The following is a 23,151-nucleotide window of genomic DNA, read 5'->3' as shown; positions in this document are numbered from 1 at the left end:
GTCAGTGGCTCCCCGCCGGGCGCACGCGCCAGATGCCGAAGGGCAGTTCCGCCGGGTCGAGCCGGATCTGCTGGGTCTTGCCCTGCCAGGTGAAGCGGCTGCCGCGCATCAGGTCCTCTGCCTCCAATGCCCCGTCGTCGGGCAGGTCCCATTCCCAGAGCGGCAGCTCGACCGTCGCGGTCTGTGCCGCCCGGGGGTCGAGGCTGACGGCGATCAGCAGCACGTTGCTGCGGTCCGGCGTCTCCTTGCGGTACCAGAGCACCTGTGGGTTGAAAGCATTGTGGAAGGCAAGGCCCAGGTGGCTCTGCAGGGCGGGGTTGGCACGACGGATGGCGTTCAGGCGGGTGATCTCCTCGACGATGTCGCCCGGGGCCCGGTCGGGCCAGGCGCGCAACTGGTACTTCTCGGAATCCAGGAATTCCTCCTTGCCGGGGATGGCGCGGGCCTCGCAGAGCTCGAAGCCCTGGGTCATGCCCCAGAGGCCCGAGAGCGTGGTCGCCAGCGCGGCGCGGATCAGGAAGCCCGGGCGGCCGGACTGCTGCAGGAAGGGCGGGTTGATGTCCGGCGTATTGACGAAGAAATGCGGCCGGAAGAAATCCTTCGGCGCCGTGGTGATCAGCTCCGTCAGGTATTCCTCGATCTCCACCTTCTCGTTGCGCCAGGTGAAGTAGGTATAGGACTGGCCGAAGCCGCTCTTCGCCAGGCGATACATCACCTTGGGCCGGGTGAAGGCTTCGGCGAGGAAGACGGCATCCGGGTGCTGCGCCCGGATCTCGGCGATCAGCCATTCCCAGAAGGGGAAGGGCTTGGTGTGCGGGTTGTCCACGCGGAACAGCCGCACGCCCTGCTCGCACCAGAAGCGCACCACGTCGCGCAGCGCGATCCACAGGTCGGGCACCGCGCCCGGCTTGTAGAAATCGACGTTGACGATGTCCTCGTATTTCTTCGGCGGATTCTCGGCGTAGCGGATGGTGCCGTCCGGCCGCCAGTCGAACCAGTCCTTGTGCTCGCGCAGCCAGGGATGATCCGGGCTGCACTGGATGGCGAAGTCGAGCGCCAGCTCGAGCCCCTGCTCGGCCGCGGCGGCGACCAGCCGGCGGAAGTCGTCGATGGTGCCGAGCTCGGGATGCACGGCGTCGTGCCCGCCGGCCTCGGAGCCGATGGCATAGGGGCTGCCGGGATCATCCGGCCCCGGCGTCAGGGTATTGTTGCGGCCCTTGCGGTTCTTCAGCCCGATCGGGTGGATCGGCGGGAAGTACAGCACGTCGAAGCCCATGCGGCGGATGCGCGGCAGCTGGCGGATGACGTCGTCGAAGGTGCCGTGCTTGGCAGGATCCGCGGCCTGGCTGCGCGGGAACAGCTCGTACCAGCTGGCGAAGCGGGCGCCGGTGCGCTCGGCCTCCAGCGGGATCTCGGCGCTGCGGTTGCGGAAGGGGCGCGGGTCGGCGGCGGCCATCAGCGCGGCGGTCTGCGGCGCCAGCAGCAGGGACAGCCGCTCGGCCTCGGGCGCGGTCGCCAGGCGCTGCGCCAGATCGGCGAGGCTCGGGCCGGCGGCGGCGACCATCAGGCGGCCCTCCTCCAGTTCCAGACCCACCGGGACACTGGCCTTGTGCTTCTTCTCGAGCTCGTCGCGGAAGGTGGCGAAGGCGTCGCGCCATACCTCGACGGCATAGACGTAGCGGCCCAGCCGCTCCAGCGGGAAACTCGCCACCCAGCGGTCGTTGCCGAGCGGGCGCAGCCGCGTCTCCTGCCAGGTATCCTCATCCGCGGCGCGCCAGAGCAGCACGGCGCCGAGCTTGTCGTGGCCGTCGCAGATCAGGTCGCAACCGACCTCGACGATCTCGCCGACCGTGCGCTTCACCGGGAAGCGGCCGTCGTCCACCATCGGGTCGATGGCCTCGATGCCGATGCGCGGCGCGGCGGCGGCGGTCCGGGCACTGGCGGCGCCGCTCGGCTCCGGCAGGCGGATCGGCTGCGGCGGCGCGGCGTCCAGCAGCCGGGCCTCGCCGGGCTGCAGCAGCAACGCCAGGCCGGGCGAGAGCGCCGCGCCGGAATTCGGCAGGCCGGGGGCGAAGCGGGTGAAGGCCCCGCCGGCGCCCGGCAGCAGCGCGGTCGCATCCACCGTCGCCGAGCGCTGCAGCGAGGCATTGGCCAGCACCAGGGTCGCCGCCTCGGCGCCGCGCACATCGGCGCCGGCCGCCCGCAGCAGGGCGACCACGGGGGCACCGGGGCCGGAGAGCGGACGCAGCTCCGCCGGGCCCATCGGCCGGGTCGCCAGCGCCGCATTGGCGGCACGGATGGCGGCCGAGAGGTCATAGGGCGCATGGCCGACCAGCCAGTCCCAGTCGGCCGGGCGATCGCGCGCCGGATCCAGCGGCCGGCGGCTGCCGTACTCGAAGCCCATCGGCACCAGCATCCCGGCGCCGATCCCGGCGGCGAGGCGCAGGTGGCGGCGGGCGAAGGCCTCGGCCAGGGCCGGGTCCTGCACCGGCTCCGGGTCCCGGGCGGCGAGGCGCGGGCCGAAGGGGGCCTCCAGGGTGGCGATGGCCGGGGCCAGGCTGGCCAGCCGGGCCGCCTCCTCCACCAGCCAATCCGCACGCAGGTCCCACCAGGCGAGGCTATCGAAGACCGCGGCGAAGCCGGCGCCGGCCAGGCCGGGCAGCGCCTCGGCCGGCAGCCCGGCGGTCCAGGCGAGGAAGCGCGCCCCGGGCGCCGCGGCGATCAGCTGGCGCCAGATCGCGGCCGGCAGCCGGGCCGGGGCATCGCAACGGAAGCCGGCGACGCCGACGGCGACGAAGCGGCCGAGCCGGGGTGCCCAATAGTCCAGCAGGGCGGCGGCCGCGGCAGGCTCGTCCCAGCGGGCGGGGCGGGTGGCACGGTCCGGCGGGTCCCGCCGCGGGTCCGGCAGACCGCGCGGCTGTTCCGCGGCGAACCAGCCCGGCTGTGCCATGGCCAGGGCGCCATCGGTGGCGACCCGGTCCAGCACGAGGTCGATATGCAGGGACAGGCCATGCGCCCGCGCCTTGCCCGCCAGGGTCTCCAGCAGCGCCAGGCTGTCGCCGGCGGCCTCGAAGACCGGATGCGGCGCATCCGGGTCGCTCAACTGATACAGGTTGCCGCTGCTGCCCGGGGCGAAGGGCGGCGGCAGCAGCACGGTGTCGAAGCCGAGCCCGGCCACCCGCTCCAGCGCCGCGTCCCAGGCCGGCAGGGCGCCGACCAGCAGCGGATGCATCAGGTAGATGCGCGGCACCGGCTCGCGCGGCACCGCCGGCGCATCATTGGCCGGCATGGGCGCCGCCGCCGGCGCGGGCTTGGGCATCGGAATGGTCGGGGCCGCTACGGTCGAGGGGGCTGCCGCTGGAGGTGCGGCCTGAGCTGGCGCAACCGTTGCGGGGGCAACCGGGGCGGCAATGGGGGCCTGGACCTCCGGCGCCGCCGCGCGCTTTGCCTGTTTCGTCTTGCCGCCACGCCGCTCCGCCATCCGGTCCCCCACATCCAGTCTTGCGGCGCAACGCCGCGGGAATGGATCGGTGGGCATCGGTGTCGATCACGCATGCGAGAGCATCCGGCAAGCGCCAGGAATTGAACGGCATGAATTCGGCATGGCAGTCTGGGACGATCCTCCATCCGGGACGATCCTCCAGGAGCCACCGCATGCCCGAGCCCTTCGACCCCGCTGCCCATGTGGCCGCCGCCGCCCCGCTGGTCGGCTTGGCCCTGGATGCGGCACGGCAGGCCCAGGTCGCCGCCGCCTTCGCCATGGTGGCGCGGATCGCCGCCCCGGCCCTGGCGGTGCCGCTGGAGCCCGCGATGGAACCCGCCCCGGTCTTCCGGCCGTGAGCGCCTGCGAGATCGCGGCCGCGGTCCGCACCGGCCGGACCTCGGCGGTGGCGGTGGCGGAAGCGGCGCTGGCGCGGGTGGCGGCGCGCGGGCCGGCGGTGAATGCCTTCACCGCGGTGCTCACCGCGCGGGCAATGGCCAGCGCCGCTGCCGTGGATGCGCGCATCGCCGCCGGCGAGGACCCGGGACCGCTGGCCGGCGTGCCCTATGCGGCGAAGAACCTCTTCGACCTCACCGGCATTCCGACCCTGGCCGGCAGCAGGATCCGCCGCGACGCGCCGCCCGCCACCGCCGATGCCTTCCTGATCCGCCGGATGGATGCGGCCGGGGCGGTCTGCCTCGGCGCGCTGAACATGGATGAATTCGCCTATGGCTTCACCACCGAGAACAGCCACGACGGGCCGGCCCGCAACCCGCACGACCTCGGGCGGATCGCCGGCGGCTCCTCCGGCGGCTCGGGCGCGGCGGTCGCGGCCGGGCTGGTGCCGATCACCCTGGGGACGGATACCAACGGTTCCATCCGGGTGCCGGCATCCCTGAACGGCATCTTCGGGGTGAAGCCGACCTATGGCAGGCTGTCCCGGCACGGGTCCTTCCCCTTCGTCTACGCACTGGACCATGTCGGGCCCTTCGCCCGCAGCACCGCCGACCTCGCCGCCGCCTATGACGCGCTGCAGGGGCTCGACCCGGCGGATAGCCACCAGGCGCCGCGGCCGGTCGAACTCGTAACCCCCGTGCTCGGCGCCGGGCTCGGCGGGTTGCGCGTCGCCCGGCTCGGCGGCTGGTTCGGCCGGATGCAATCCGCCGCGGCGCGCGGCGCGGTGGAGGCGGTGGCCGCCGGCCTCGGCGCCACCCGGGTGGTGGACTGGGACCTGGCGGAAGCCGCCCGCTCCGCCGCCTTCATCATCACCGCCTCGGAGGGCGCGGCCCTGCACCTGCCGACGCTCCGGACCCGGCTGGAGGACTACGAGCCGCTGATCCAGGACCGGCTGCTGGCAGGGGCGCTGATCCCCGCCGCCTGGCTACACCACGCCCAGCGCGTCCGTGCCCTGGCGCGGGACCGGATGCGCGCCCTGCTGGCCGATTGGGACGTGCTGCTGGCCCCCGCCACCCCGGTCCCGGCGACGCCGATCGGCCAGGAGATGTTGGAGCTGGACGGCATTTCGGTGCCGCTCCGCCCCTCCATGGGCCTCTTCACCCAGCCGATCAGCGGCATCGGCCTGCCGGTGGTGACGGTGCCGGTGCAGCGGGCGGATGGGCCATTGCCGATCGGCGTGCAGCTCATCGGCGCCCCCTGGACCGAGGCGCTGCTGTTCCGCGCCGCCGCGGCGCTGGAGGCGGCCGGCATCTGCACCAGCCCGGTGGCGCCCGCCTTCGCCGAGGGCGCCTTCTGACGCCGCGCTTCGGCCGGATCGGGGACGGCCCCCCTGCCCCGCCCGGCGGCGAGGCGTTCACCGAATTGCTTGCCGCCGGCGGCGGCCGGGTGGAGCGCATCGCCTCCCTCGCCCAGGCCGATCCGCCAGGTGCGTGGTACGACCAGGGGGCGGATGAATTCGTCCTGCTGCTGGCCGGCGCAGCCCGGCTCGGCTTTGCCGATGGCACGGAACGAGCGCTGGCGCCCGGCGACTGGGCGGTGATCCCGGCCGGGTGCCGCCACCGCGTGGCCTGGACCGACCCGGCGGTGGAGACGCTCTGGCTCGCGGTGCACCTGCCGCCTGCTTGATCCAGCGCAAGGCGCTGTGGCGTGGCTTGCGACAGGCTCACGGCATGAACGCGCCGATCCCCGCCAGCTACAGCCTGGCCAACCTCCCCCGCTACACCAGCTATCCCACCGCGCCGCATTTCGGCCCGCTGGCGGAGGAGGACTACCGCCACTGGCTCGCCGGCATCGGCGCCGCGGACAGGCTCTCCCTCTATGTGCATGTCCCCTTCTGCAACGCGCTCTGCTGGTATTGCGGCTGCCACACCACCGTCACCCGCAATGCCGACCGCATCGCCCGCTACGGCGCGGCGCTGCGGCAGGAAGCGGCGGCCCTGGCCGGGGCGCTGCCGCCGCATGCCGGCGTCGCCGTGCTGCATCTCGGCGGCGGCACCCCCAGCACGCTCGGCGCCCATGGGCTGCGGATGCTGTTCGCCGCCCTGCGCGCCAGCTTCCCCTTCCGGCCGGATGCCGAGATCGCGGTCGAGCTGGACCCGCGGCTGCTGGACCAGGATATCGCCACGGCGCTGGCGGAAGCCGGCGTCACCCGCGCCTCGCTCGGAGTGCAGGACATCGCCGCCGCCGTGCAGCGGAAGATCGGCCGGCCGCAGTCGGAGGATTGCGTCGCCGAGGCGGTCGCCCTGCTGCGCCGCGCCGGGGTACGCGGCATCAACCTCGACCTGATGTATGGCCTGCCCGGGCAGACCCGCGCCCATGTCGCCGCCAGCGCCCGCTTCGCGACGGCGCTGCGGGCGGATCGCGTCGCGGTCTTCGGCTATGCCCATGTGCCTTGGATGAAGCCGCAGCAGAATGCCATCGACACCGCGGAACTGCCCGGCGCGGTGGAACGCCTGCGCCAGGCCGAGGTGGCGGAGGAGACGCTGGCCGCCGCCGGCTACCAGGCGATCGGCCTCGACCACCATGCCCGGCCGGACGATCCGATGGCCGTCGCCGCGCGGGAGGGCCGGCTGCACCGGAACTTCCAGGGCTATACGACGGATGACGCGCCGGTGCTGCTCGGCCTCGGCGCCTCGGCCATCGGCGCCATCACCACCGCCGGTCCCGCCGGCTATGCCCAGAACGAGACCGACGAACGCCGCTACGTGGCCGCGGTGGAACGCGGCGAGCTGCCGGTGCGGCGCGGCCGGACGCTGACTGCGGAGGACCGGCTGCGGCGCGACTGCATCGAGCAGGTGATGTGCGGCTTCGCGCTCGAGCTGGACCGCCTGCCCCCGGCGCTGCTGGCCGATGCCTGGCCACGCCTGCAGGAACTGGCCGCGGATGGCATCCTGCGGCTGGAAGCCGGCTGGCTGCGGGTGACCGCCGCCGGGGAACGCCATGCGCGGCACGTCGCCGCCTGCTTCGATGCCTATCTCGGCCAGGGCGCCGGCCGGCACAGCGCGGCGGTGTAGCCAGAACGGCTCTGACGTCCATGTGACTTCGCAACGGTTGATCGAGGGGTAGAAGCGGCAGCGCCATCCTCAACTGGTCCTGGTACGCCCCCCCCTGTCCTATCGCCTCCTCCTCGCGGCCGGCTTGGCTGGCTTCGCCCTGCTGGCGCTCCTGGCGCAGGCCCTGCTCGGCGGGATGGCGGCAGCGGCGATCCTGCTGGGGCTGGGCTGGCTCGCCGCCGGCCGGCTCTGCCGGCCGCTGCTCGACCTCGCGGCCCAGGCGGCCTCGCTGCGCCGCTCCGGCGGCACCCCGCGGCCGACCGGCTATGCCGAGCTGGATGGCATCGCGGCGGATGTCGCCGGGCTGCTGGAGGAATGCCGGCTCAGCGAGGCACGGTTGCTGATCGCGCAGGAAGCCGCGGGCATCGGCTGCTGGGACTGCGACCCGCGCAGCGGCGAGCAATTCTGGTCGCGCCAGCAATATGCGCTGCATGGCCTGGACCCGGCGGGCCCGGCGCCGAGCCAGGCGGCATGGCGGCGCATGGTGCATCCGGAGGACCGGCCCGGACTGGCGCAGGCGACCCGCTGCGACCCGCCGACCTTCACCGCCGAATTCCGCATCCGCCGCGCCGATGACGGCGCCGAGCGCTGGATCGCCGCCTCCGGCCGGATCGAGCGGGATGCCGACGGCCGGCCGGTCCGCATGCTGGGCATCAACCGCGACGTCACCGAGCAGCGCCTGCGGGCCACCGAGCTGGCCAGCCGGGAGGCGGCGCTGCGGGCGATGGTGGAGGCCAATCCGATCGGCGTGATGCGGTCCACCCGGGATGGCGCGATCCTGGATGCGAACGATGCGCTGCTGCGGATCATCGGCCGCGACCGGGCGGCGCTGGAGGCCGGGGTGCTGCGCTGGGACACCATCACCCCCGAGGACTGGCGCGCGGCCAATGACGCGGCCATCGCCACCGCCGCCGCCACCGGCCGCAGCATCCCCTACGAAAAGGAATACCAGCGGCCGGACGGCAGCCGCATCCCGGTGCTGGTCGGCTTCAGCATGGTGGGTTCGATCCGGGAGGAGGCGATCGCCTTCGTCCTCGACCTTTCCGAGCGCAAGCGGGCCGAGCGACTGCTGCTGGAGGCCAAGGCGGCGCTGGAACAGCGGGTGGCCGAACGCACCGCGGCGCTGGCCGAGCGCGAGGCCGAGCTGCGCCGCATCTACGACCGCACCCCGGCCGCCTTCCATTCCTGCGATGCGGCGGGGCGGCTGATCGAGGTCAGCGCGCAATGGCTGGCCTTCCTCGGCTATGCGCGGGAGGCGGTGCTGGGACACACCCCGGCCGAGTTCATGACCGCCGAGAGCGCCAGCCGCTGGGAGGTGGCCAGGGCCTCGCTGACGGACGGCCGTGACGAGGTGCGGGAGGTGGAATACCGCATGATCCGGCAGGATGGCCGGATCGTCGACGTGCTGCTGCGGGCCCGGGCGGAACGCGATGCGGGGGGCGGCTTCCGCCGCAGCTTCGCCGTGCTGCTCGACATCACCGAGCGCAACCGGTCGGAGACGCGGCTGCGCGAGGCGCAGAAGCTGGAGGCGCTGGGCCGCATCGCCGGCGGCGTGGCGCATGACTTCAACAACATCCTCCAGGTGGTGAACGGCGCGCTGCGGCTGGTGCAGACCCGGCCGGAGGACCCGGTGCGGGTCCGGCGCTATGCCGCGGCGGCGCTGGCCGCGGCCGAGCGCGGCGCCGACGTGACCCGGCGGATGCTGGCCTTCGCCCGGCGGGACCAGCTGCAGGCCGGCCCGGTGCCGCCGGCCGCGGTGCTCGAGGGACTCTCGGCGCTGCTGCGCGGCGCGCTGGGGCCGGATATCCGGCTGGAGGTCTCGGCGCCGCCCGGGCTGCCGCAGCTCCAGGCGGACCGCATGCAGCTCGACCTCGTGCTGTTCAACCTGGCGCTCAACGCCCGGGATGCGATGCCGGAGGGCGGGACGCTGCGGCTGACGGCCGAGCCGGCGGATGCGCTGGTGGATGGCCCCGCGAGCCTGGCGCCCGGGCACTACCTGAAGCTGACCGTGGCCGATACCGGCGCGGGGATGGATGCGCTGACCCTGGCCCGGGCGACCGAGCCCTTTTTCACCACCAAGGAGGTCGGCAAGGGGACCGGCCTCGGCCTGGCCATGGGGCATGGCTTCGCGGTGCAGTCCGGCGGCGCGCTGACCCTGGAGAGCGCGCCGGGCCGCGGCACGGTGGTGAGCCTGTTCCTGCCCGAGGTCGGGGCCTCAGTCGGGGCTGCAACCGGGGCCGAGGCCGCCCCGCCCCCGCTCTCGTCGGTGCCGGCGGCACGGTCGCTGCGCCTGCTGATGGTGGAGGATGACGCGCCGGTGCGCGGGGTGATGGCGACCGCGCTGCGCGAGGAAGGGCTGCAGGTGACCGAGGCGGCCGATGCCATGGCGGCGCTGGCGCTGATCGGCTCCGGCCAGGAATTCGACGTGGTGCTGACCGACCAGGTCATGCCCGGCATGACCGGCAGCGCCCTGGCGACGGAGCTGGCGCGGCGGCGTCCCGGCCTGCCGGTGGCGATCCTCAGCGGCAATGCCGCGGCCCAGCCGGAGGATGCGCCGGCCGGCGTCCCGGTGCTGCGCAAACCCTTCGGCCCGGCCGAACTCGCCGCCCGGCTGCGCGCCCTGGTCTGAGCCCGCTGGCCTGAGTCCTGCTGGCCTGCGGCCCATCAGGCCGCCGCCCGGCCCCGCCGCAGCGCCAGCGCCGGCAGCACCGCCACGAGGCAGGCGATGGCGACCGCCAGGAAGCTGTCGCGGAAGGCCAGCATCCCCGCCTGGGCCTGCACCACCCGGCCGAGATATTCGTAGGACCCGGCCAGCAATTCCGTCGCCGGCACGCCCTCCTGCGCCAGCATCCCCTGGACGAGCCGGAGGTAGTCGAGCGTCGCCGCGCCGCCGCCGTCCTGGGTCGCCGTCAGCGCCTGGGCATGCAGCTCGGCATGCCGCTCCAGCCAGATCGACAGCAGGTTGACCCCCAGCGCCCCGCCGAATTGCCGGGCGAAATTGATGCCCCCCGCCCCCTGGCCGAGGAAGCGCGGCGGCAGTGCCCGCAGCGCGCCCGCATTCATGCTCGGCATGGCGAGGCCCAGCCCGACCCGGCCGACCAGGATCCAGATCGCCAGCTGCCAGAAGGGCGTATCCGTATGCACCCCGCGCAGCAGCCAGCAGGAGGCGGCGAACAGCAGCAGCCCCGCGGCGATCGGCTGCCAGACCGGCACCCGGTCCGCCAGCCGCCCGGCGATGGGGAAGACCACCACCATGACGAGCCCGGCCGGCATCAGCACCATGCCCGCCCGCGTCGCGGTATAGCCCTGCACGGTCTGCACGAACAAAGGCAGCAGGTAGGTCGTGCCGAAGATGCAGGCGCCATAGACCAGCGCCACGGCGAAGGCCCCGGCGAAGCCGCGGTGGAGGAAGACCCGCGGGTTCAGCAGCGGCGCCGGGCAGCGCCATTCCCAGGCCAGGAAGCCGAGCGTCGCCAGCAGCGCCACGCCCAGTTCCACATCCACCCGCCGCGCGCCCCAGCCTTCCTTCTGCCCGCTGGACAGGCCGGTCAGCAGCGCCGCCAGCGCCAGGATCAGCAGCAGGAAGCCGAGCAGGTCGAAGGGCCGCCGCGGCCCCTCCCCCGCCCGGTCCGGCATGTAGACCAGGCCCATGGCCAGCCCGATGATGGAGAAGGGCACCGCCAGGAAGAAGACGCTGCGCCAGCCGTAGTTGTCGACCATCAGCCCGCCGATGGTCGGCCCCAGCGCCGGCGCCAGCACGATGCCGACCGCATAGATCCCCATGGCGGAGCCGCGCTTCTCCGGCGGGAAGACCTGGAAGATGATCTGCATCGCCAGCGGCTGCAGCATCCCGGCCGAGGCGCCCTGCAGGATCCGTCCCAGGATCAGCAGCCCCTCGTTCGGCGCCAGGCCGGAGACCGCGGATCCCACCAGGAACAGCGCGACCGAGCCGGCATAGGTCGCGCGGCAGCCGAAGCTGTCCACCAGCCAGGCATTCAGCAGCATGGTGCCCGTCACCGCCGCGAGGAAGCCGGTGGAGAGAAGCTGGGCATGGTCCTGGCCGATGCCGAAGGCACCCATCACGTCGGGCAGCGCCACGTTGACGATGGTGGAGGAGAGGATGGTGGCGATGGTTCCGATCATCGCCGCGACCGTCACCAGCCAGCGATAGGACGGGCCGAAGCGGGCGCCGAGGCTCTCGAGCGTCCGCCGCGGCGGCGCCGCATCACTCAACCGCGGCCGCCTCGACCTGCACCATCATCCCCGGCCGCAGCAGCCCGGCCTCGGGGGCCGGCCGCAGCGCCACGCGGATCGGCAGGCGCTGGGTGATCTTGGTGAAGTTGCCGGAAGGGTTCGGGCTCGGCAGCAGGGCGAATTCGCTGGTCGCGGCGCCGCCGACCCGCTCCACCACCGCCTCGAAGACCCGGCCGGGGATGGCATCCACCGTGACCCGCACCGGCGTGCCGGGGCGGAAGTGGCGGATATCCGTCTCCCGCACATTGGCCTCGACCCGCACCCGCGCCGGGTCGTGCAGCATCAGCACCCGCTGCCCGGCGGCGACATACTCGCCCGGGTCGATGAAGACCCGGTCCACCATGCCGTCGAAGGGCATCAGGATGGTGCGGTCGCGGATATCGAGCGCCACCCGGTCGCGCTGCGCCGCCAGCTCCCGCGCCTGCGGGTCCAGCCCGTCGAGCTGGCGGCGGAGCACGTTCAGCTCCTCCCGCGCCGCGGTCGCCGCGGCGATCTGCGCCTCGGCGTTCTGGATCTCGGCGATGGCCCCCAGCACCTTCTGCCGCGCGGTATCGAGCCCGCTGCGCGCTTGGTCGTAGCGCTGGCGGGTGCCGCTGCCGCTGTTCATCAGCTGCATCGCCCGGCCGAACTCGGCCTCGGCATAGATCCGCTCCGCCTCGGCCGAGGGCAGCGCGGCGCGCGAGACTTCCAGCTTGGCCCGGCTTCCGGCCTGCTGGCTGCTGGTCTGCAGGTCGACCATGGCCGCCCGCGCCTCCAGCTCCCGCCGCCGGGCGTCGAGGCTGGCCAGCCGCGCCTCCAGCTCGGCCAGGAACAGCGCCTGCTCCCGGCTGTCGATGCGGACCAGCACGCTGCCGCCCGCCGCCTGGTCGCCGGCGATGACCTTCACCTCCGCCACCCAGCCCGGCACGCGGGAGGAGACGGTGATCATGTCGGCCGCGACCCGCGCATCGTCGACGAAGACCAGGGTCATGAAGCGATGCACATACCAGCCGGCCGCCGCCAGCAGCGCCAGGATCGCCAGCCCCGCCGCCAGCGGCCGCAGCCGGCGCGCCAGTGGCCGCCGCAGCGCGGCCCTCGGGCTGCTAGCCGGCCCGACGTCCATCGCCGGCCTCCGCGGCCGGGGCGGCAGCCAGGCCGATCGCCACCCGCTCCAGCACCGCCAGGCACCCGGCCAGCTCCTCCTCCGGGATGCCGGTCAGGATCTCGGCGCGGACCAGCGTCGCCGCCGCCTCGATCCGCTGGATCAGCGGCATCGCCCGCGTGGTCAGGTGCAGGGTCTTGGCGCGGCGGTCCTGGGTCGATTCCCGCCGCTCGACCAGCCCCTGCCGCTCCAGCCAGTCGAGCGTGCGGACCAGGGTCGGCCCCTCGATCAGCAGCCGATGCGCCAGGTCCTTCTGGGTCATGCCGTCGCCGCCCCGGGCCAGCGCGAGCAGCGCCAGCCAGCGCGCCTCGGTCAGCCCGAATTCGGCAATGCGCGCATCCAGACGGCCGCGCCAGCGCCGCGCGATCTGCGCGATGGTGATGCCGATCCGCCACTGGGTATGGGCAAGCGTCGAGCCGTCCCGCATGGGGCAAGGCTAGACCGCATGCGAATAGCTAGGAAGCTAGATGTTTGCCTCCCGTCGTACGATTTGGGGGTGGTCGCCGGGCCGGGCCGGTCGCATGCTGGCCCGAACGTCCCAATAAACGATACGCGGGAGCACCCCATGGCCGACCGCCGGCGCCGCGACATGACCCTGGTCGCCTTCCTCCAGGCGCAGAATTGCTCGAATTACCCAGGCTCCTGGCGCCATGCCGAGGCCATCCCAGACTTCCTCACCGCCGAGCACTACATGCGGATCGCCCGCACCCTGGAGGAGGGCAAGTTCCACCTGGCCTTCTTCGACGACCGGCTGGCGATGCCCGACATCTACGGCAACGACCACCGCCCGGCGGTGGAATACGGCATCCGCAGCGTGAAGATGGACCTGATCCCGCTGCTGACCGCGATGGGGCTGGCGACCAGGCACCTCGGCCTCGGCGGCACCTATTCCACCACCTACTACGAGCCCTTCCACGTCGCCCGCACCTTCGCCACGCTGGACCTGATGATCGGCGGCCGCGCCGCCTGGAACGTGGTGACCAGCCTGAACGACTCGGAAGCCCGCAACATGGGGCGCACCGAGCACCCCGGGCACGACGAGCGCTACGACCGCGCCGACGAGTTCATCGAATGCGTGCTCGGCCATTGGCAGAGCTGGGAGGACGACGCGCTGGTGCTGGACCGCCGCCGCGGCGGCACCTTCGCCGACCCCAACAAGGTCCATCGCCTGGACTACCAGGGGAAGTACTTCAACAGCCGCGGCCCTTCACCGTGCCGCGCTCGCCGCAGGGCCAGCCGGTGGTGATCCAGGCCGGGCAGAGCGGCCGCGGCAAGCTGTTCGCGGCCAAATGGGGCGAGTTGGTCTTCGCCTCCTACAAGACCCTGGCCATCGCCAAGGCCCAATATGCCGAGCTGAAATCGGCCGTCTCGGCGGCCGGCCGCGACCCCGACAGTGTCCGCATCGCCCCGCCGATCTATGCCGTGGTCGGCGAGACGCGGGCCATTGCGAAGGAGAAGGAAGCCTATCTGGCGACCCTGGCCCAGCCGGAGGATGCGCTCTGCCTGCTCGGCGAGATCCTGAACTTTGATTTCTCCAAGCACGGGCTCGACGATGCGCTGACCGATGCCGACATGGCCGGCATCACCGGCCAGCACGCGCTGCGCGACCGCATCATCGCCGCATCGGGCACGAACAACCCGACGCCGCGCCACTTCATCGAGAAGAGCGGCCGCGGCACCATCTACGAGATGCCGGTCTTCTGCGGCACTGCGAGCGACGTCGCCGACGAGATGGAGGCTTGGTACCAGGGCGAGGGCTGCGACGGCTTCGTCGTCGCCGCCACCCACCGCCCCGGCGCCTACGAGGATTTCTCCCGGTATGTCGTGCCGGAGCTGCAGCGGCGCGGCGTCTTCCACCAGGACTACGCCGGGACCACGCTGCGGGAGAACCTCGGCCTGCCGAAATCCGTCGCGCGCGGCGCGCCGACGATGCGGCTGTAGGAGGGCCAGCACATGCGCGAATTCCGGATGGTCTCGACCAGCGGCATCCTCGGCTACGGCTACCCGGAAGCCTCGCTGAACGCGGCGCTGGAGCGGGGCGTCGACATGATCGGCTGCGACGGCGGCAGCAGCGACCCCGGGCCCTACTACCTCGGCAGCGGCAGGCCCTTCGTCTCGCTGCGGGCGATGAAGCGCGACCTGCGGCTGATGCTGATCGCCGCGATCCGCCACAGGGTGCCCATGGTCATCGGCACCTGCGGCGGCGCCGGCGGCGAGCCGCATCTGCAGATCGTGGCGCAGATGGTCCGCGACATCGCCCGCGACGAGGGCCTGCATTTCAACCTGGCGCTGATCCATGCCGAGCAGGACAAGGCGCTGATCCGGCGCCGTGTCGCCGAGGGGCGGACAAAGCCGCTCGGCCGCATGGCGCCGCTCGATGCCGCGACGGTCGATCGGGCGACGCGCATCGTCGGCATGTGCGGGCCGGAGCCTTACATGCGGGCGCTCGACCAGGGCGCCCAGGTCGTGCTCGGCGGCCGCAGCAGCGACCCCGCGCCCTTCGCCGCCAATGCCATGCGGGCGCAGCTGCCGCCCGGCCCGGCCTGGTACGCCGGCAAGATGCTGGAATGCGGCCCCGCCCCCGCCCTGCCGAAGGGGCCGGACTGCCTGCATGTGATCGTGCGGGAGGACGGCATCATCTGCGAGCCGATGGGCAACCGGGCCTGCACGCCGATGTCGGTCGCCAACCATTCGCTGCACGAGAATGCCTCGCCGATCCGCCATGTCGAGCCCGGCGGCACGCTCGATACCAGCGACTGCCGCTTCGAGGCGGTCTCCGACAAGGCGACCCTGGTCACCGGCATGCGCTGGGAACCGGCCGAGGCCTATACCGTGAAGATCGAGGCGGCGGAAAAGCTCGGCCACCGGGCCTTGGCCATCTGCGGCACCCGCGACCCGGTGCTGATCGGCCAGCTCGACCATTTCCTCGGCCTGGTGCGGGAGCTGGTGCGCGGCAAGGCGCAGGATCTCGACATCGCGCCGGAGGAGTACCGGCTGGCCATCCACACCTACGGCAAGGACGGCGTCATGGCCGGGCGGGAGCCGGTGCGGCAGATCCGCGGCCATGAATTGGGCTTCGTGCTCGACGTCGTCGGGCAGTCGGAGGAGGTGGCGCAGGCGGTCGTCGCGCTGTCCCGCACCAGCATGCTGCACAGCGACTTTCCCGGCCGGCTCTGCAAGGAAGGCAACATGGCCATCCCCTTCTCGCCGTCGGACCTCTCGGCCGGGGAGGTCTTCCGCTTCAGCATGTCGCATGTCGTCCTGCCCGACGACCCGTATGAGATGTTCCCCATCGAGCACGAGAGGATCTGAGCGATGGCCTTGATCCGTGACATCGCCAAGGTCTGCAAGAGCAAGAACGCCGGCCCCTTCGACCTGACCCTGGACCTGGTCTTCGAGAGCGACGCGCTCTTCGAGCAGGTGCGCGCAAGCGGCGTGCTCTGCCCCGAACTCTTCGCCCGGCTCTATGGCGTCGAGGCCGCCGATGTCCTGTTCACCCCCTACCCCGCCGGCCGCGCCTTCAAGGCAACCCTGCCGCGGCTGGTCCCGGCCGGCGACATCGGCGACACCGATGTCTATGGCGCGCAGCAGCATGCGCCGATGCTCGATGTGGACGTGCCTCTGGAAGGTTGGCCCTTGTGATTCTCACCACCACGACCGACACCGCCACCACCCTCAGCCTGAACCGCCCCGATCGCGGCAATGCCCTCGGCCCCGAGCTGGTCGAGCAACTCACCGAAGCCTTCGACCGCGCCCTCGCCGGCGGCGCCCGCCTTGTCATCCTGCGCGGCGAGGGCCGGCACTTCTGCACCGGCTTCGACCTGACGGATCTGGAAAGCCTGAGCGACGGCGACCTGCTGCTGCGGGTGGTGCGGATCGAGGCGCTGCTGCAGCGCATCCATGCCGCGCCGGTCGGCACCATGGCCATCGCCAGCGGCCGCACCTTCGGCGCCGGGGCGGACCTCTTCGCCGCCTGCGACCACCGCATCGCCCTCACCGGCGCCAGCTTCGCCTTCCCCGGCCCGGCCTTCGGCCTGGTGCTGGGGACCAACCGCCTCGCCAACCTGGTCGGCCGCGACCGGGCGCGGGCCATGCTGCTTGCCGGGGCCGAGGTGCCGGCCGCGGCGGCGCTGGCCGCCGGCCTCGCCACCGCGACGCTCGATGCCGAGGCACTCCCCGCCGCCATCGCCGCCGCGGCCGAATCCGCCGCCCGGCTGGACCCGCAGACCGTCGCCGCCCTGCACCGGCGGACCTCCCGCGCCGAGGATGATGCCGACCTCGCCGCCCTGGTCCGCTCCGCCGCCCGCCCGGGCCTGAAACAACGCATCCTCGACTACCGCACCGCGGTCGCCGCACGCCGCAAAAGCTGAAGGGAGAAACCCATGCCGAAGATCCAGGCCGAGAAGCTCCGCGAGATCGGGCAGGCCCTGCTCGTCGCCAATGGCGTGCCGGCGGACGAGGCCGCGACCGTCGCCCGCCACTGCGTCGCCGCCAACCTCGCCGGCCACGACAGCCATGGCGTCATCATGCTGCCGAACTACATCGAGCGCGTGCGGGTCGGCCATATCGTCCCCGGCGCGCCCTTCACCATCGTGCAGGAATCGCCGACCACCACCGTCGTCGACGGCAACTGGGGCTTCGGCTACGTCACCAACGAGAAGGCGATGGCCCTGACCATCGAGAAGGCCGAGAAGAACAACATCGCCGCCACCACGGTCTTCCGCCAGGGCCATGTCGGGCGCCTCGCCAGCTACCCGCTGATGGCCGCCCGCGCCGGGATGATCGGCATGGCCTGGGCCGATAGCGGCCGGTCCCCCAAGGGCGTCGCCCCCTTCGGCGGCCGCACCGCCCGGCTCGGCACCAATCCCTGGGCCATGGCGGTGCCGTCCGACCTCGACGGCCCCTTCTGCATGGATTTCGCCACCTCCGCCGTCGCCATGGGCAAGATCAAGCTGGCCGAGGCGCGCGGCCAGGAGATCCCGCTCGGCTGGGTGGTGGACAAGGAGGGCGACCTGACCACCGACCCCAAGGGCATCAACGGCGGCGCGCTGCTGCCGCTCGGCGGCCCGGGCGAGGGCTACAAGGGCACCGCGCTGGCGGCGATGGGGGAGATCTTCTGCGGCATCCTGACCGGCCTCGGCTTCGGCGTGGAGCCGAGCGGCCGGCACAACGACGGCTGCTTCCTGATCGCCATCAAGGTGGAGGCCTTCCGCCCGCTGCTGACCTTCCGCCAGGAGGTCGCCGATTTCGCCCACTACCTGAAGGACACGCCCCCGGCCAAGGGCAGCCAGGGCGTGCTCTACCCCGGCGAGATCGAGCACCGGCAGGAAACCAGGCGTGGCAGCGAGGGCATCGAGATCGAGGAGGCTACCTGGGCCAAGCTCGGCGCGCTGGCCAAGGCGGGGGGGATCGCGGAGCGGCTGGGCTTCGCCGGCTGAAGCCGGCCTGGGGAGGAGCCCTTCCCCTCCCCGACCCCGCTTCCTAGGCGATCCGCAGGAAGGGCGCCGACCGGCTCGGTTCCTCGAACCACCGCCGCAGCTCCGTCGCCGTCTCCGGCTGGCCGAAGTAGTAGCCCTGCGCCTCGGTGCAGCCCGCCTCGCGCACCGCCGCGAGCTGCGCCGCCGTCTCCACCCCCTCGGCCGTCGTCGCCATGCCGAGCTGGTTGGCCAGGTGCGCCACCGAATTGACGATGGCGAGGCAGTCGTGCCGCGTCGCCATCTCCCGCACGAAGGACTGGTCGATCTTGATCTTGTCGAAGGGGAAGCTGCGCAGGTAGCTCAGCGAGGAATAGCGCGTGCCGAAGTCGTCCAGCGAGGTGCGGATGCCGGTATTGCGGAAGGCCGCGAGGATATCCGCCACCCCGCCATCGGCCTGCAGCAGCGCCGATTCGGTGATCTCCAGCTCCAGCCGCTGCGGCGCGAGGCCGGAGGCCTTCAACACCTCCAGCACGCTGCTCGCCACATCCGGCGCCCGGAACTGCAGCGGGGAAAGGTTGACCGCCACCTTCAGCGGCGCCGGCCAGGTATTGGCCTCCCGCGTCGCCTGCTCCAGCACCCAGCGGCCAACCGCCTCGATCAGGCCGATCTCCTCCATGATCTCGATGAAGATCCCGGGCGAGACCATGCCCCGCGTCGGGTGGCGCCAGCGCAGCAAGGCCTCGAAGCCGGTCAGCCGATTGGCCGCCAGCCCGAAGATCGGCTGGTACCAGACCTCGAGCTGGTTCAGCGGCAGCGCCTCCCGCAGGTCGGCCTCCAGCGCCAGCCGCTCCTGCAGCTCGGCTTCCATGCTGCGCTCGAAGAAGCGCCAGGTCCGCCGCCCATCCGCCTTGGCGCGGTACAGCGCCATATCGGCATTCTTCAGCAGCTGGTCGGCGGTCCCGGCATAGCCGTGCCCGGTCCCTTCCTCCTGGTCCCGCCCCTGCATCCCGGCCAGGGAGATGCCGATGCTGACGCCGACCTGGGCGCGATAGCCGGAAAGCTCGTAGGGGGCGCAGACCACCTCGACCAGCCGCTGCGCCAGGGTGGCGGCATGCTCCGGCTGGCGGCTCGGTGCCTGGAGGACGGCGAATTCGTCGCCGCCCAGCCGTGCCACCAGGTCGCCCTCCCGCACGCAGGCGCGCAGCCGCCGCGCCACCTCCCGCAGCAGCGCATCCCCGACCGGATGGCCCAGCGTGTCGTTGACGTTCTTGAAGTGGTCGAGGTCGAGGAAGAGCAGCGCCAGGTTCTGCTCCCCGGCCCGCCGCGAGGCCAGCGCCTCGTCCATCCGCTCACGGAACAGCAGCCGGTTCGGCAGCCCGGTCAGCACGTCGTGGTGCGCCATGAAGGTGATGCGCGCCTCGACCCGGCGGCGATCGGTGATGTCCTCGTAGGTGGCGACCCAGCCGCCATCGGCCATCGGCTGGTGGGAGACGGCGATCGCCCGGCCGTCCGGCCCCTCGCGGAAGAAGGTCCCCGGCCGCACCTCGGCCAGCAGCGCGTCCTGGGCGGAGCGCACCGCGCCGAGCACATCGGCATCGAAGCGCCCGCCGGCGACCATGGCGGCGAAGAGCGAATCGATCGTCGCCCCCGGCCCGGCGAATTCCTCGTCCAGGCCGAAGAGCTCGATGAAGCGGGTATTGCAGACGATCAGCCGGCGCTCGGCGCTGAACATGCACAGCGCCTGGGACATGTTGTTCAGGGCGGCATCGAAACGGGCATTCTGCACGTTCAGCTCGGCATCGCGCAGCCGCAGCGCGCGGTACTGCTGCTGCACCTCGCCCATCGCCTCCTGCGCCTGCTCCTTGGCGGTGGCGAGCTGCCGGCCGGTCCGGGTCAGGTCCTGGACCAGGGCATTCACCTCCCGGTTGGCGCTGCGGACCAGCCGGTTGTGGTACATCAGCGTGGCGATCAGCCCGCAGCAGCAGAGCAGCAGCGTGATCAGCACCCCGGAGAAGATCCAGTGCAGCCGCGCCAGATGCTCCATATCCGCGGCGATCTGGTCGTTGCCGGTACTGTAGGAGGCCGAGGCCAGCCGGGTCAGCCGCGGATTGAGGTCGTTCAGCAGCGCCAGCAGCCGGTCGGCGACGGCCGGCTCGCGCAGCCGCTCCAGCATCGGCTGCGCGGTGGCGATCGCCCGCCTGAGCTGCGCGACGGTCGCCTCGCGTTCCGGTTCGGCCCGGATGAAGGGCCAGACCTCGCCGCCGCCCAGCAGCTGCGACCGGTTGGCGACGATATCGAGCCAGAGCTGGACATTCTCCAGCCCCTCCTCGTCCGGCTGCAGCCGGTAGCTGCCGATCGCCGCCTGCAGCCGCGCCACCTCCAGCGCCGACTGGCTGACCAGCCAGGTGACGTTGTAGCGGGAGACGGCGCGCAGCGACTGCTGCCGCTGGAGGATGAGGACGGAGGTATAGGCCGCGGCGATCGCCAGGAAGGCGATGACGACGAAGAAGCCGAAGCGGGGGAAGCGCGACAGCGACGTGCCGGGCGACGGCCGCAGGTTCACAGTCAGGCCGGGCGGCAGATCCATGGCGCTAGGGCCCAATCGCCAGGGGCTGCCACGCCCCATCGCGTGGCTGGCAGGACGCGGCGAAGCGTGACGGTCGAATCCCCACCCGATCAAGCCCTAGCGGACGACCAGCCTGGCGACCTGCCAGGCGGAACGGCCATAATAGCGCGGGGACCGCAGCTCCGCATTGGTATCGTAGGGATAGACGATGAAAAGCGGTCCCTTGTCGCGGATGGTCAGGTAGCTGCCGTCGCGCTTCAGGGCCAGCACCACCCCCCAGCGGGCGAAATCGGCCACCGGGATCTCGGTCGAATAATCGTTCAGCGCGATGGCCTGCACCGTTTCGCCCTGCGCGCCCAGCCTTTGGAGCAGCCGTGCCATCGGCACGCCCTCGAAGGTCACCGTGCCGTCGTACCAGGGGGTTGCGGTGGTGAAGCTAACCATGCCCAGCTCCTCCAGCATCGCCCGGTCGAATTTCGCCGAATCGCCGTCGTTGGTCACGCTGATCTTGCCGGATACGGCGAGGATGATGCGCCCCGTGGGCTCCGCCAGCGGGCCGCCGGCCGGCTGGGCCGTGGCCAGGCCGAATCCCGCCAGCACGGCCCCCAGCCCCATCACCACGTACCGCCGCATCTTCGCCATGTCGCCTCTCCGTCGGTCAGCGGCCGTTCCGGCCAGCAAGGGTCGCGCTGCCGCCCCTGAGCCCGACGACCATGCCGACGCAGCTTAGGACGATCAGCCCGGCTCCGAACAGAAACATCGGACCAGGCACGTTTTGCCAAAGCATATACCCGAGGATGAAATTCCACAGCAGCGATGTGTATTCAAGGGGCGCCATCACCGGCGCCGGCACCGATCGTGCGGCGGTGAACAGTGCATATTGCCCGGCCCCGCCCAGAACCGCGACCAGCAGCAGCAGCGGGGCCTCCGCCAGCACCGGCGCGACCGGCCCGGACAGCGCCAGCGGCCCCAGCACCGCCAGGAACAGCAGATGGGTCGCGGTCAGCTGCACCAGCGGCCCCTCGGTGCGGGCCAGCCGCCGGGTCAGCATCACCGAATAGGCCCAGAGCACCGCCGCAAGCAGCGCCAGCAGCAGCGCCGGCTGCCAGGCGAAGCCCAGCGAGCCGCCGCTGACCAGCGCCCCGCTGGTGCCGAGCACCACCAGCAGCCGGTGCCGCAGCCCGCTGAATTCGCCCAGCATCCAGCCGGAGGCCAGTACCACGATCAGCGGGGCGAGGAACTGGAAGGAGGCCAATTGCCCCAGCGGCAGGCTCCGCGCCGCGGTGAAATAGGCCGACCAGGCCACCAGGTTGACCAGCGCCCGGCGCAGCAGCAGCAGCCGCAGCGGGCTCAGGAACACGGACCGCAGCAGCCGCCGCCCACCCAGCGCCAGGCTGAGGCCGAGGATCGCCGCGCTCCGCACCGCCAGGATCAGCGGCAGGGTCAGGCTGGCCGTCAGCAGCTTAACCGTCGCATCCTGCGCCGCCAGCACCAGGAAGCCGCCCAGGGCCGTGGCGATGCCCCAGTGGAGCGAGCGCCGTCCGGCCAGGGCAGCCGCCGAGCGCTCCTGCCATTCCATCCCTGATACGATCTTGCCTGGATGCGGGAGTGGCGCGCCGAGACCGATCGGGCGCCGCTCCATCACGTCGCGCCGGCCACCCCGGGCACGGAGCTAGACCGCCTTGCCCAGCGCGAGGCATTCCCGCAGGAATTCCTGCTTGCGCTCCGGATCCTCGGCCAGGCTGCCGAAGAAGGCGCTGGTCACCATCCGCCCCTGCTGGCTGCCGCGCACCCCGCGCTGGGTGCGGCACATGTGCACGGCGCTGATCCGCACCGCCAGGCCCTGCGGCGCCGTCCGCTGCCAGATGAAGTCGCCGATCTGCTGGACCAGCTCCTCCTGGATCTGCAGCCGGGCGCCGAAATGCTCGACGATGCGGTCGTATTTCGACAGGCCGATGATCTTGCCCTCGGCCGAGGGCAGCACGCCGATATAGGCCTCGCCGTAGATCGGCATCAGGTGATGCGCGCAGGTCGAGCGGAGGGTGATCGGGCCGATCACGATCATCTCGTTGAAACGCTGGACATTGTCGAATTCGGTGATCGCCGGCGGCTCGGAGAAGCGTCCGGCCATCAGTTCCTCGATATACATGCGCGCGACCCGCCGCGGGGTATCCCGGGTGTTGTGGTCGTTGCGGTGGTCGATCTTGAGGATGTCGAAGAGCTCTTCGAGCTTGGCCGCCGCCGCGCCGACCATGGCGGCCTGCTCGGCGGCGGTCAGCGGGGTTTCGAGGGCCTCGTTCGCGCGCTGCGGTTGGCGCAGCCGGTGCAGAGCAATGCTCAAGCGACAAATTCCCCCGCATCGGCGCGTTCGGCCAGGGTGAAGACCCCGGGCGGCGCATAGGTGCAACCCTCGACCTGGCCCGGCTGGCCGCGCTGCACCGTCACCCGGTGCAGCCCCGGCACACCCGCCGCCAGCTTTTCCCAGAGCCAGCGCGCGACGTTCTCGAGCGTCGGCACGGCCAGCCCTGGCACGTCGTTCAGGTAGCGCTGGTCGAGCTCTCGCCGGACCGCCTCCACCACAGGTTCGACCTCGAACTGGTTGTGCGACCAGCCGAAATGCGGGTCAGGCATGCCCCGCATATAGATGCGAACAAGGAACGAATGGCCGTGCAACCCCGAGTATGGCGGGGTTTGATGCGCGGCCTCGAAAGTGAATTCCCGGAATGTCTCGATCATGGCGCTTCAAGCTTTGCTGCTTATCTTACAGGTTGTAAAGCGCAGTC

Annotated in this window: 18 protein-coding genes and 1 pseudogene; 10 read left to right on the top strand and 9 right to left on the bottom strand. The window is 72.0% G+C overall.

Going from position 1 to position 23,151, the window contains the following annotated elements:
• Nucleotide 1: 1 nt before the first annotated feature.
• Nucleotides 2-3,319 (bottom strand): maltotransferase domain-containing protein, encoded by a 3,318-nt coding sequence (locus AC0IW9_RS09470; RefSeq protein WP_471647984.1) that lies wholly within the window; start codon nucleotides 3,317-3,319, stop codon nucleotides 2-4.
• Between the two features lie 335 nt (nucleotides 3,320-3,654).
• Here AC0IW9_RS09470 and AC0IW9_RS09465 point away from each other — a divergent pair, with 335 nt between their 5' ends.
• The 5 genes from AC0IW9_RS09465 (at nucleotide 3,655) to AC0IW9_RS09445 (ending at nucleotide 9,619) form a co-directional block, all read left to right on the top strand.
• Nucleotides 3,655-3,840: an AtzG-like protein gene (locus AC0IW9_RS09465; RefSeq protein ID WP_471647983.1), complete on the top strand. Its 186-nt coding sequence runs from the start codon at nucleotides 3,655-3,657 to the stop codon at nucleotides 3,838-3,840.
• Entirely contained in the window at nucleotides 3,837-5,234 is a 1,398-nt protein-coding gene (locus tag AC0IW9_RS09460; protein ID WP_471647982.1) for an AtzE family amidohydrolase, read from the top strand. Before AC0IW9_RS09465 ends, AC0IW9_RS09460 begins: the two co-directional genes overlap by 4 nt.
• Nucleotides 5,235-5,299: 65 nt before the next feature.
• Complete coding sequence (locus AC0IW9_RS09455) at nucleotides 5,300-5,563, top strand: cupin domain-containing protein (protein ID WP_471647981.1); 264 nt, start codon at nucleotides 5,300-5,302, stop codon at nucleotides 5,561-5,563.
• 44 nt (nucleotides 5,564-5,607) lie between these two features.
• Entirely contained in the window at nucleotides 5,608-6,951 is a 1,344-nt protein-coding gene (hemN, locus tag AC0IW9_RS09450) for an oxygen-independent coproporphyrinogen III oxidase (protein ID WP_471647980.1), read from the top strand.
• Nucleotides 6,952-7,075: 124 nt separating this feature from the next.
• Nucleotides 7,076-9,619, top strand: coding sequence for a hybrid sensor histidine kinase/response regulator (locus AC0IW9_RS09445; RefSeq protein WP_471647979.1), 2,544 nt, complete (start codon nucleotides 7,076-7,078; stop codon nucleotides 9,617-9,619).
• Between the two features lie 35 nt (nucleotides 9,620-9,654).
• Here AC0IW9_RS09445 and AC0IW9_RS09440 read toward each other — a convergent pair whose 3' ends face one another.
• Genes AC0IW9_RS09440 through AC0IW9_RS09430 form a run of 3 tightly spaced genes read right to left on the bottom strand, consistent with a single transcriptional unit; the run spans nucleotide 9,655 to nucleotide 12,812 of the window.
• On the bottom strand, nucleotides 9,655-11,223 hold the full coding sequence (locus tag AC0IW9_RS09440; RefSeq protein ID WP_471647978.1) for an MDR family MFS transporter: 1,569 nt from the start codon (nucleotides 11,221-11,223) through the stop codon (nucleotides 9,655-9,657).
• Complete coding sequence (locus tag AC0IW9_RS09435; protein ID WP_471647977.1) at nucleotides 11,216-12,346, bottom strand: HlyD family secretion protein; 1,131 nt, start codon at nucleotides 12,344-12,346, stop codon at nucleotides 11,216-11,218. The genes AC0IW9_RS09440 and AC0IW9_RS09435 overlap by 8 nt, the downstream gene beginning before the upstream one ends.
• Nucleotides 12,327-12,812 (bottom strand): MarR family transcriptional regulator, encoded by a 486-nt coding sequence (locus AC0IW9_RS09430; RefSeq protein WP_471647976.1) that lies wholly within the window; start codon nucleotides 12,810-12,812, stop codon nucleotides 12,327-12,329. Before AC0IW9_RS09430 ends, AC0IW9_RS09435 begins: the two co-directional genes overlap by 20 nt.
• Between AC0IW9_RS09430 and AC0IW9_RS09425 the strand changes: the two are divergent.
• The 5 genes and pseudogenes from AC0IW9_RS09425 to AC0IW9_RS09405 all read left to right on the top strand — a co-directional run bounded on the left by AC0IW9_RS09425 (nucleotide 12,786) and on the right by AC0IW9_RS09405 (nucleotide 17,823).
• Nucleotides 12,786-14,326: pseudogene (locus tag AC0IW9_RS09425) on the top strand (LLM class flavin-dependent oxidoreductase). The gene AC0IW9_RS09430 and the pseudogene AC0IW9_RS09425 overlap by 27 nt on opposite strands.
• Before the next feature lie 12 nt (nucleotides 14,327-14,338).
• On the top strand, nucleotides 14,339-15,697 hold the full coding sequence (locus AC0IW9_RS09420; RefSeq protein ID WP_471647975.1) for an acyclic terpene utilization AtuA family protein: 1,359 nt from the start codon (nucleotides 14,339-14,341) through the stop codon (nucleotides 15,695-15,697).
• A gap of 3 nt (nucleotides 15,698-15,700) precedes the next feature.
• Nucleotides 15,701-16,027, top strand: a complete 327-nt coding sequence (locus tag AC0IW9_RS09415; RefSeq protein ID WP_471647974.1) for a DUF4387 domain-containing protein — start codon at nucleotides 15,701-15,703, stop codon at nucleotides 16,025-16,027.
• Nucleotides 16,024-16,755 carry an enoyl-CoA hydratase/isomerase family protein gene (locus AC0IW9_RS09410; RefSeq protein ID WP_471647973.1) on the top strand — a complete coding sequence of 244 codons (732 nt, stop codon included), beginning with the start codon at nucleotides 16,024-16,026 and terminating at the stop codon, nucleotides 16,753-16,755. Before AC0IW9_RS09415 ends, AC0IW9_RS09410 begins: the two co-directional genes overlap by 4 nt.
• Nucleotides 16,756-16,767: 12 nt before the next feature.
• Complete coding sequence (locus AC0IW9_RS09405; RefSeq protein WP_471647972.1) at nucleotides 16,768-17,823, top strand: Ldh family oxidoreductase; 1,056 nt, start codon at nucleotides 16,768-16,770, stop codon at nucleotides 17,821-17,823.
• A gap of 43 nt (nucleotides 17,824-17,866) precedes the next feature.
• On the opposite strand, the gene AC0IW9_RS09400 is transcribed toward AC0IW9_RS09405, so the two are convergent.
• The 5 genes from AC0IW9_RS09400 to AC0IW9_RS09380 form a co-directional block, all read right to left on the bottom strand.
• The gene (locus AC0IW9_RS09400; RefSeq protein ID WP_471647971.1) at nucleotides 17,867-20,389 is read right to left on the bottom strand and encodes a putative bifunctional diguanylate cyclase/phosphodiesterase; all 2,523 of its coding nucleotides are present in this window, start codon (nucleotides 20,387-20,389) and stop codon (nucleotides 17,867-17,869) included.
• Nucleotides 20,390-20,485: 96 nt separating this feature from the next.
• Complete coding sequence (locus AC0IW9_RS09395; protein ID WP_471647970.1) at nucleotides 20,486-21,010, bottom strand: putative pterin-binding protein; 525 nt, start codon at nucleotides 21,008-21,010, stop codon at nucleotides 20,486-20,488.
• A 16-nt stretch (nucleotides 21,011-21,026) separates the two neighbouring features.
• Nucleotides 21,027-21,947: an EamA family transporter gene (locus AC0IW9_RS09390; RefSeq protein ID WP_471647969.1), complete on the bottom strand. Its 921-nt coding sequence runs from the start codon at nucleotides 21,945-21,947 to the stop codon at nucleotides 21,027-21,029.
• Nucleotides 21,948-22,040: 93 nt separating this feature from the next.
• Entirely contained in the window at nucleotides 22,041-22,709 is a 669-nt protein-coding gene (folE, locus tag AC0IW9_RS09385) for a GTP cyclohydrolase I (protein WP_471647968.1), read from the bottom strand.
• Nucleotides 22,706-23,104, bottom strand: a complete 399-nt coding sequence (locus tag AC0IW9_RS09380) for a 6-carboxytetrahydropterin synthase (RefSeq protein WP_471647967.1) — start codon at nucleotides 23,102-23,104, stop codon at nucleotides 22,706-22,708. The genes folE and AC0IW9_RS09380 overlap by 4 nt, the downstream gene beginning before the upstream one ends.
• Nucleotides 23,105-23,151: the final 47 nt, after the last annotated feature.

This window comes from Belnapia sp. AC561 (assembly GCF_979252845.1).
Note: the sequence above shows the minus strand (reverse complement) of the source record. Positions and strands in the feature narration are given on the sequence as shown.

What these genes read in the sequence shown, in the direction of transcription:
- AC0IW9_RS09470 (WP_471647984.1), bottom strand. Translation starts at nt 3,319, where the DNA reads ATGCCCAAGCCCGCGCCGGCGGCGGCGCCCATGCCGGCCAATGATGCG.
- AC0IW9_RS09430 (WP_471647976.1), bottom strand. Translation starts at nt 12,812, where the DNA reads ATGCGGGACGGCTCGACGCTTGCCCATACCCAGTGGCGGATCGGCATC.
- AC0IW9_RS09390 (WP_471647969.1), bottom strand. Translation starts at nt 21,947, where the DNA reads ATGGAATGGCAGGAGCGCTCGGCGGCTGCCCTGGCCGGACGGCGCTCG.
- AC0IW9_RS09400 (WP_471647971.1), bottom strand. Translation starts at nt 20,389, where the DNA reads ATGGATCTGCCGCCCGGCCTGACTGTGAACCTGCGGCCGTCGCCCGGC.
- AC0IW9_RS09405 (WP_471647972.1), top strand. Translation starts at nt 16,768, where the DNA reads ATGCCGAAGATCCAGGCCGAGAAGCTCCGCGAGATCGGGCAGGCCCTG.
- AC0IW9_RS09380 (WP_471647967.1), bottom strand. Translation starts at nt 23,104, where the DNA reads ATGATCGAGACATTCCGGGAATTCACTTTCGAGGCCGCGCATCAAACC.
- AC0IW9_RS09465 (WP_471647983.1), top strand. Translation starts at nt 3,655, where the DNA reads ATGCCCGAGCCCTTCGACCCCGCTGCCCATGTGGCCGCCGCCGCCCCG.
- AC0IW9_RS09435 (WP_471647977.1), bottom strand. Translation starts at nt 12,346, where the DNA reads ATGGACGTCGGGCCGGCTAGCAGCCCGAGGGCCGCGCTGCGGCGGCCA.
- AC0IW9_RS09415 (WP_471647974.1), top strand. Translation starts at nt 15,701, where the DNA reads ATGGCCTTGATCCGTGACATCGCCAAGGTCTGCAAGAGCAAGAACGCC.
- AC0IW9_RS09420 (WP_471647975.1), top strand. Translation starts at nt 14,339, where the DNA reads ATGCGCGAATTCCGGATGGTCTCGACCAGCGGCATCCTCGGCTACGGC.
- AC0IW9_RS09395 (WP_471647970.1), bottom strand. Translation starts at nt 21,010, where the DNA reads ATGGCGAAGATGCGGCGGTACGTGGTGATGGGGCTGGGGGCCGTGCTG.
- hemN (WP_471647980.1), top strand. Translation starts at nt 5,608, where the DNA reads ATGAACGCGCCGATCCCCGCCAGCTACAGCCTGGCCAACCTCCCCCGC.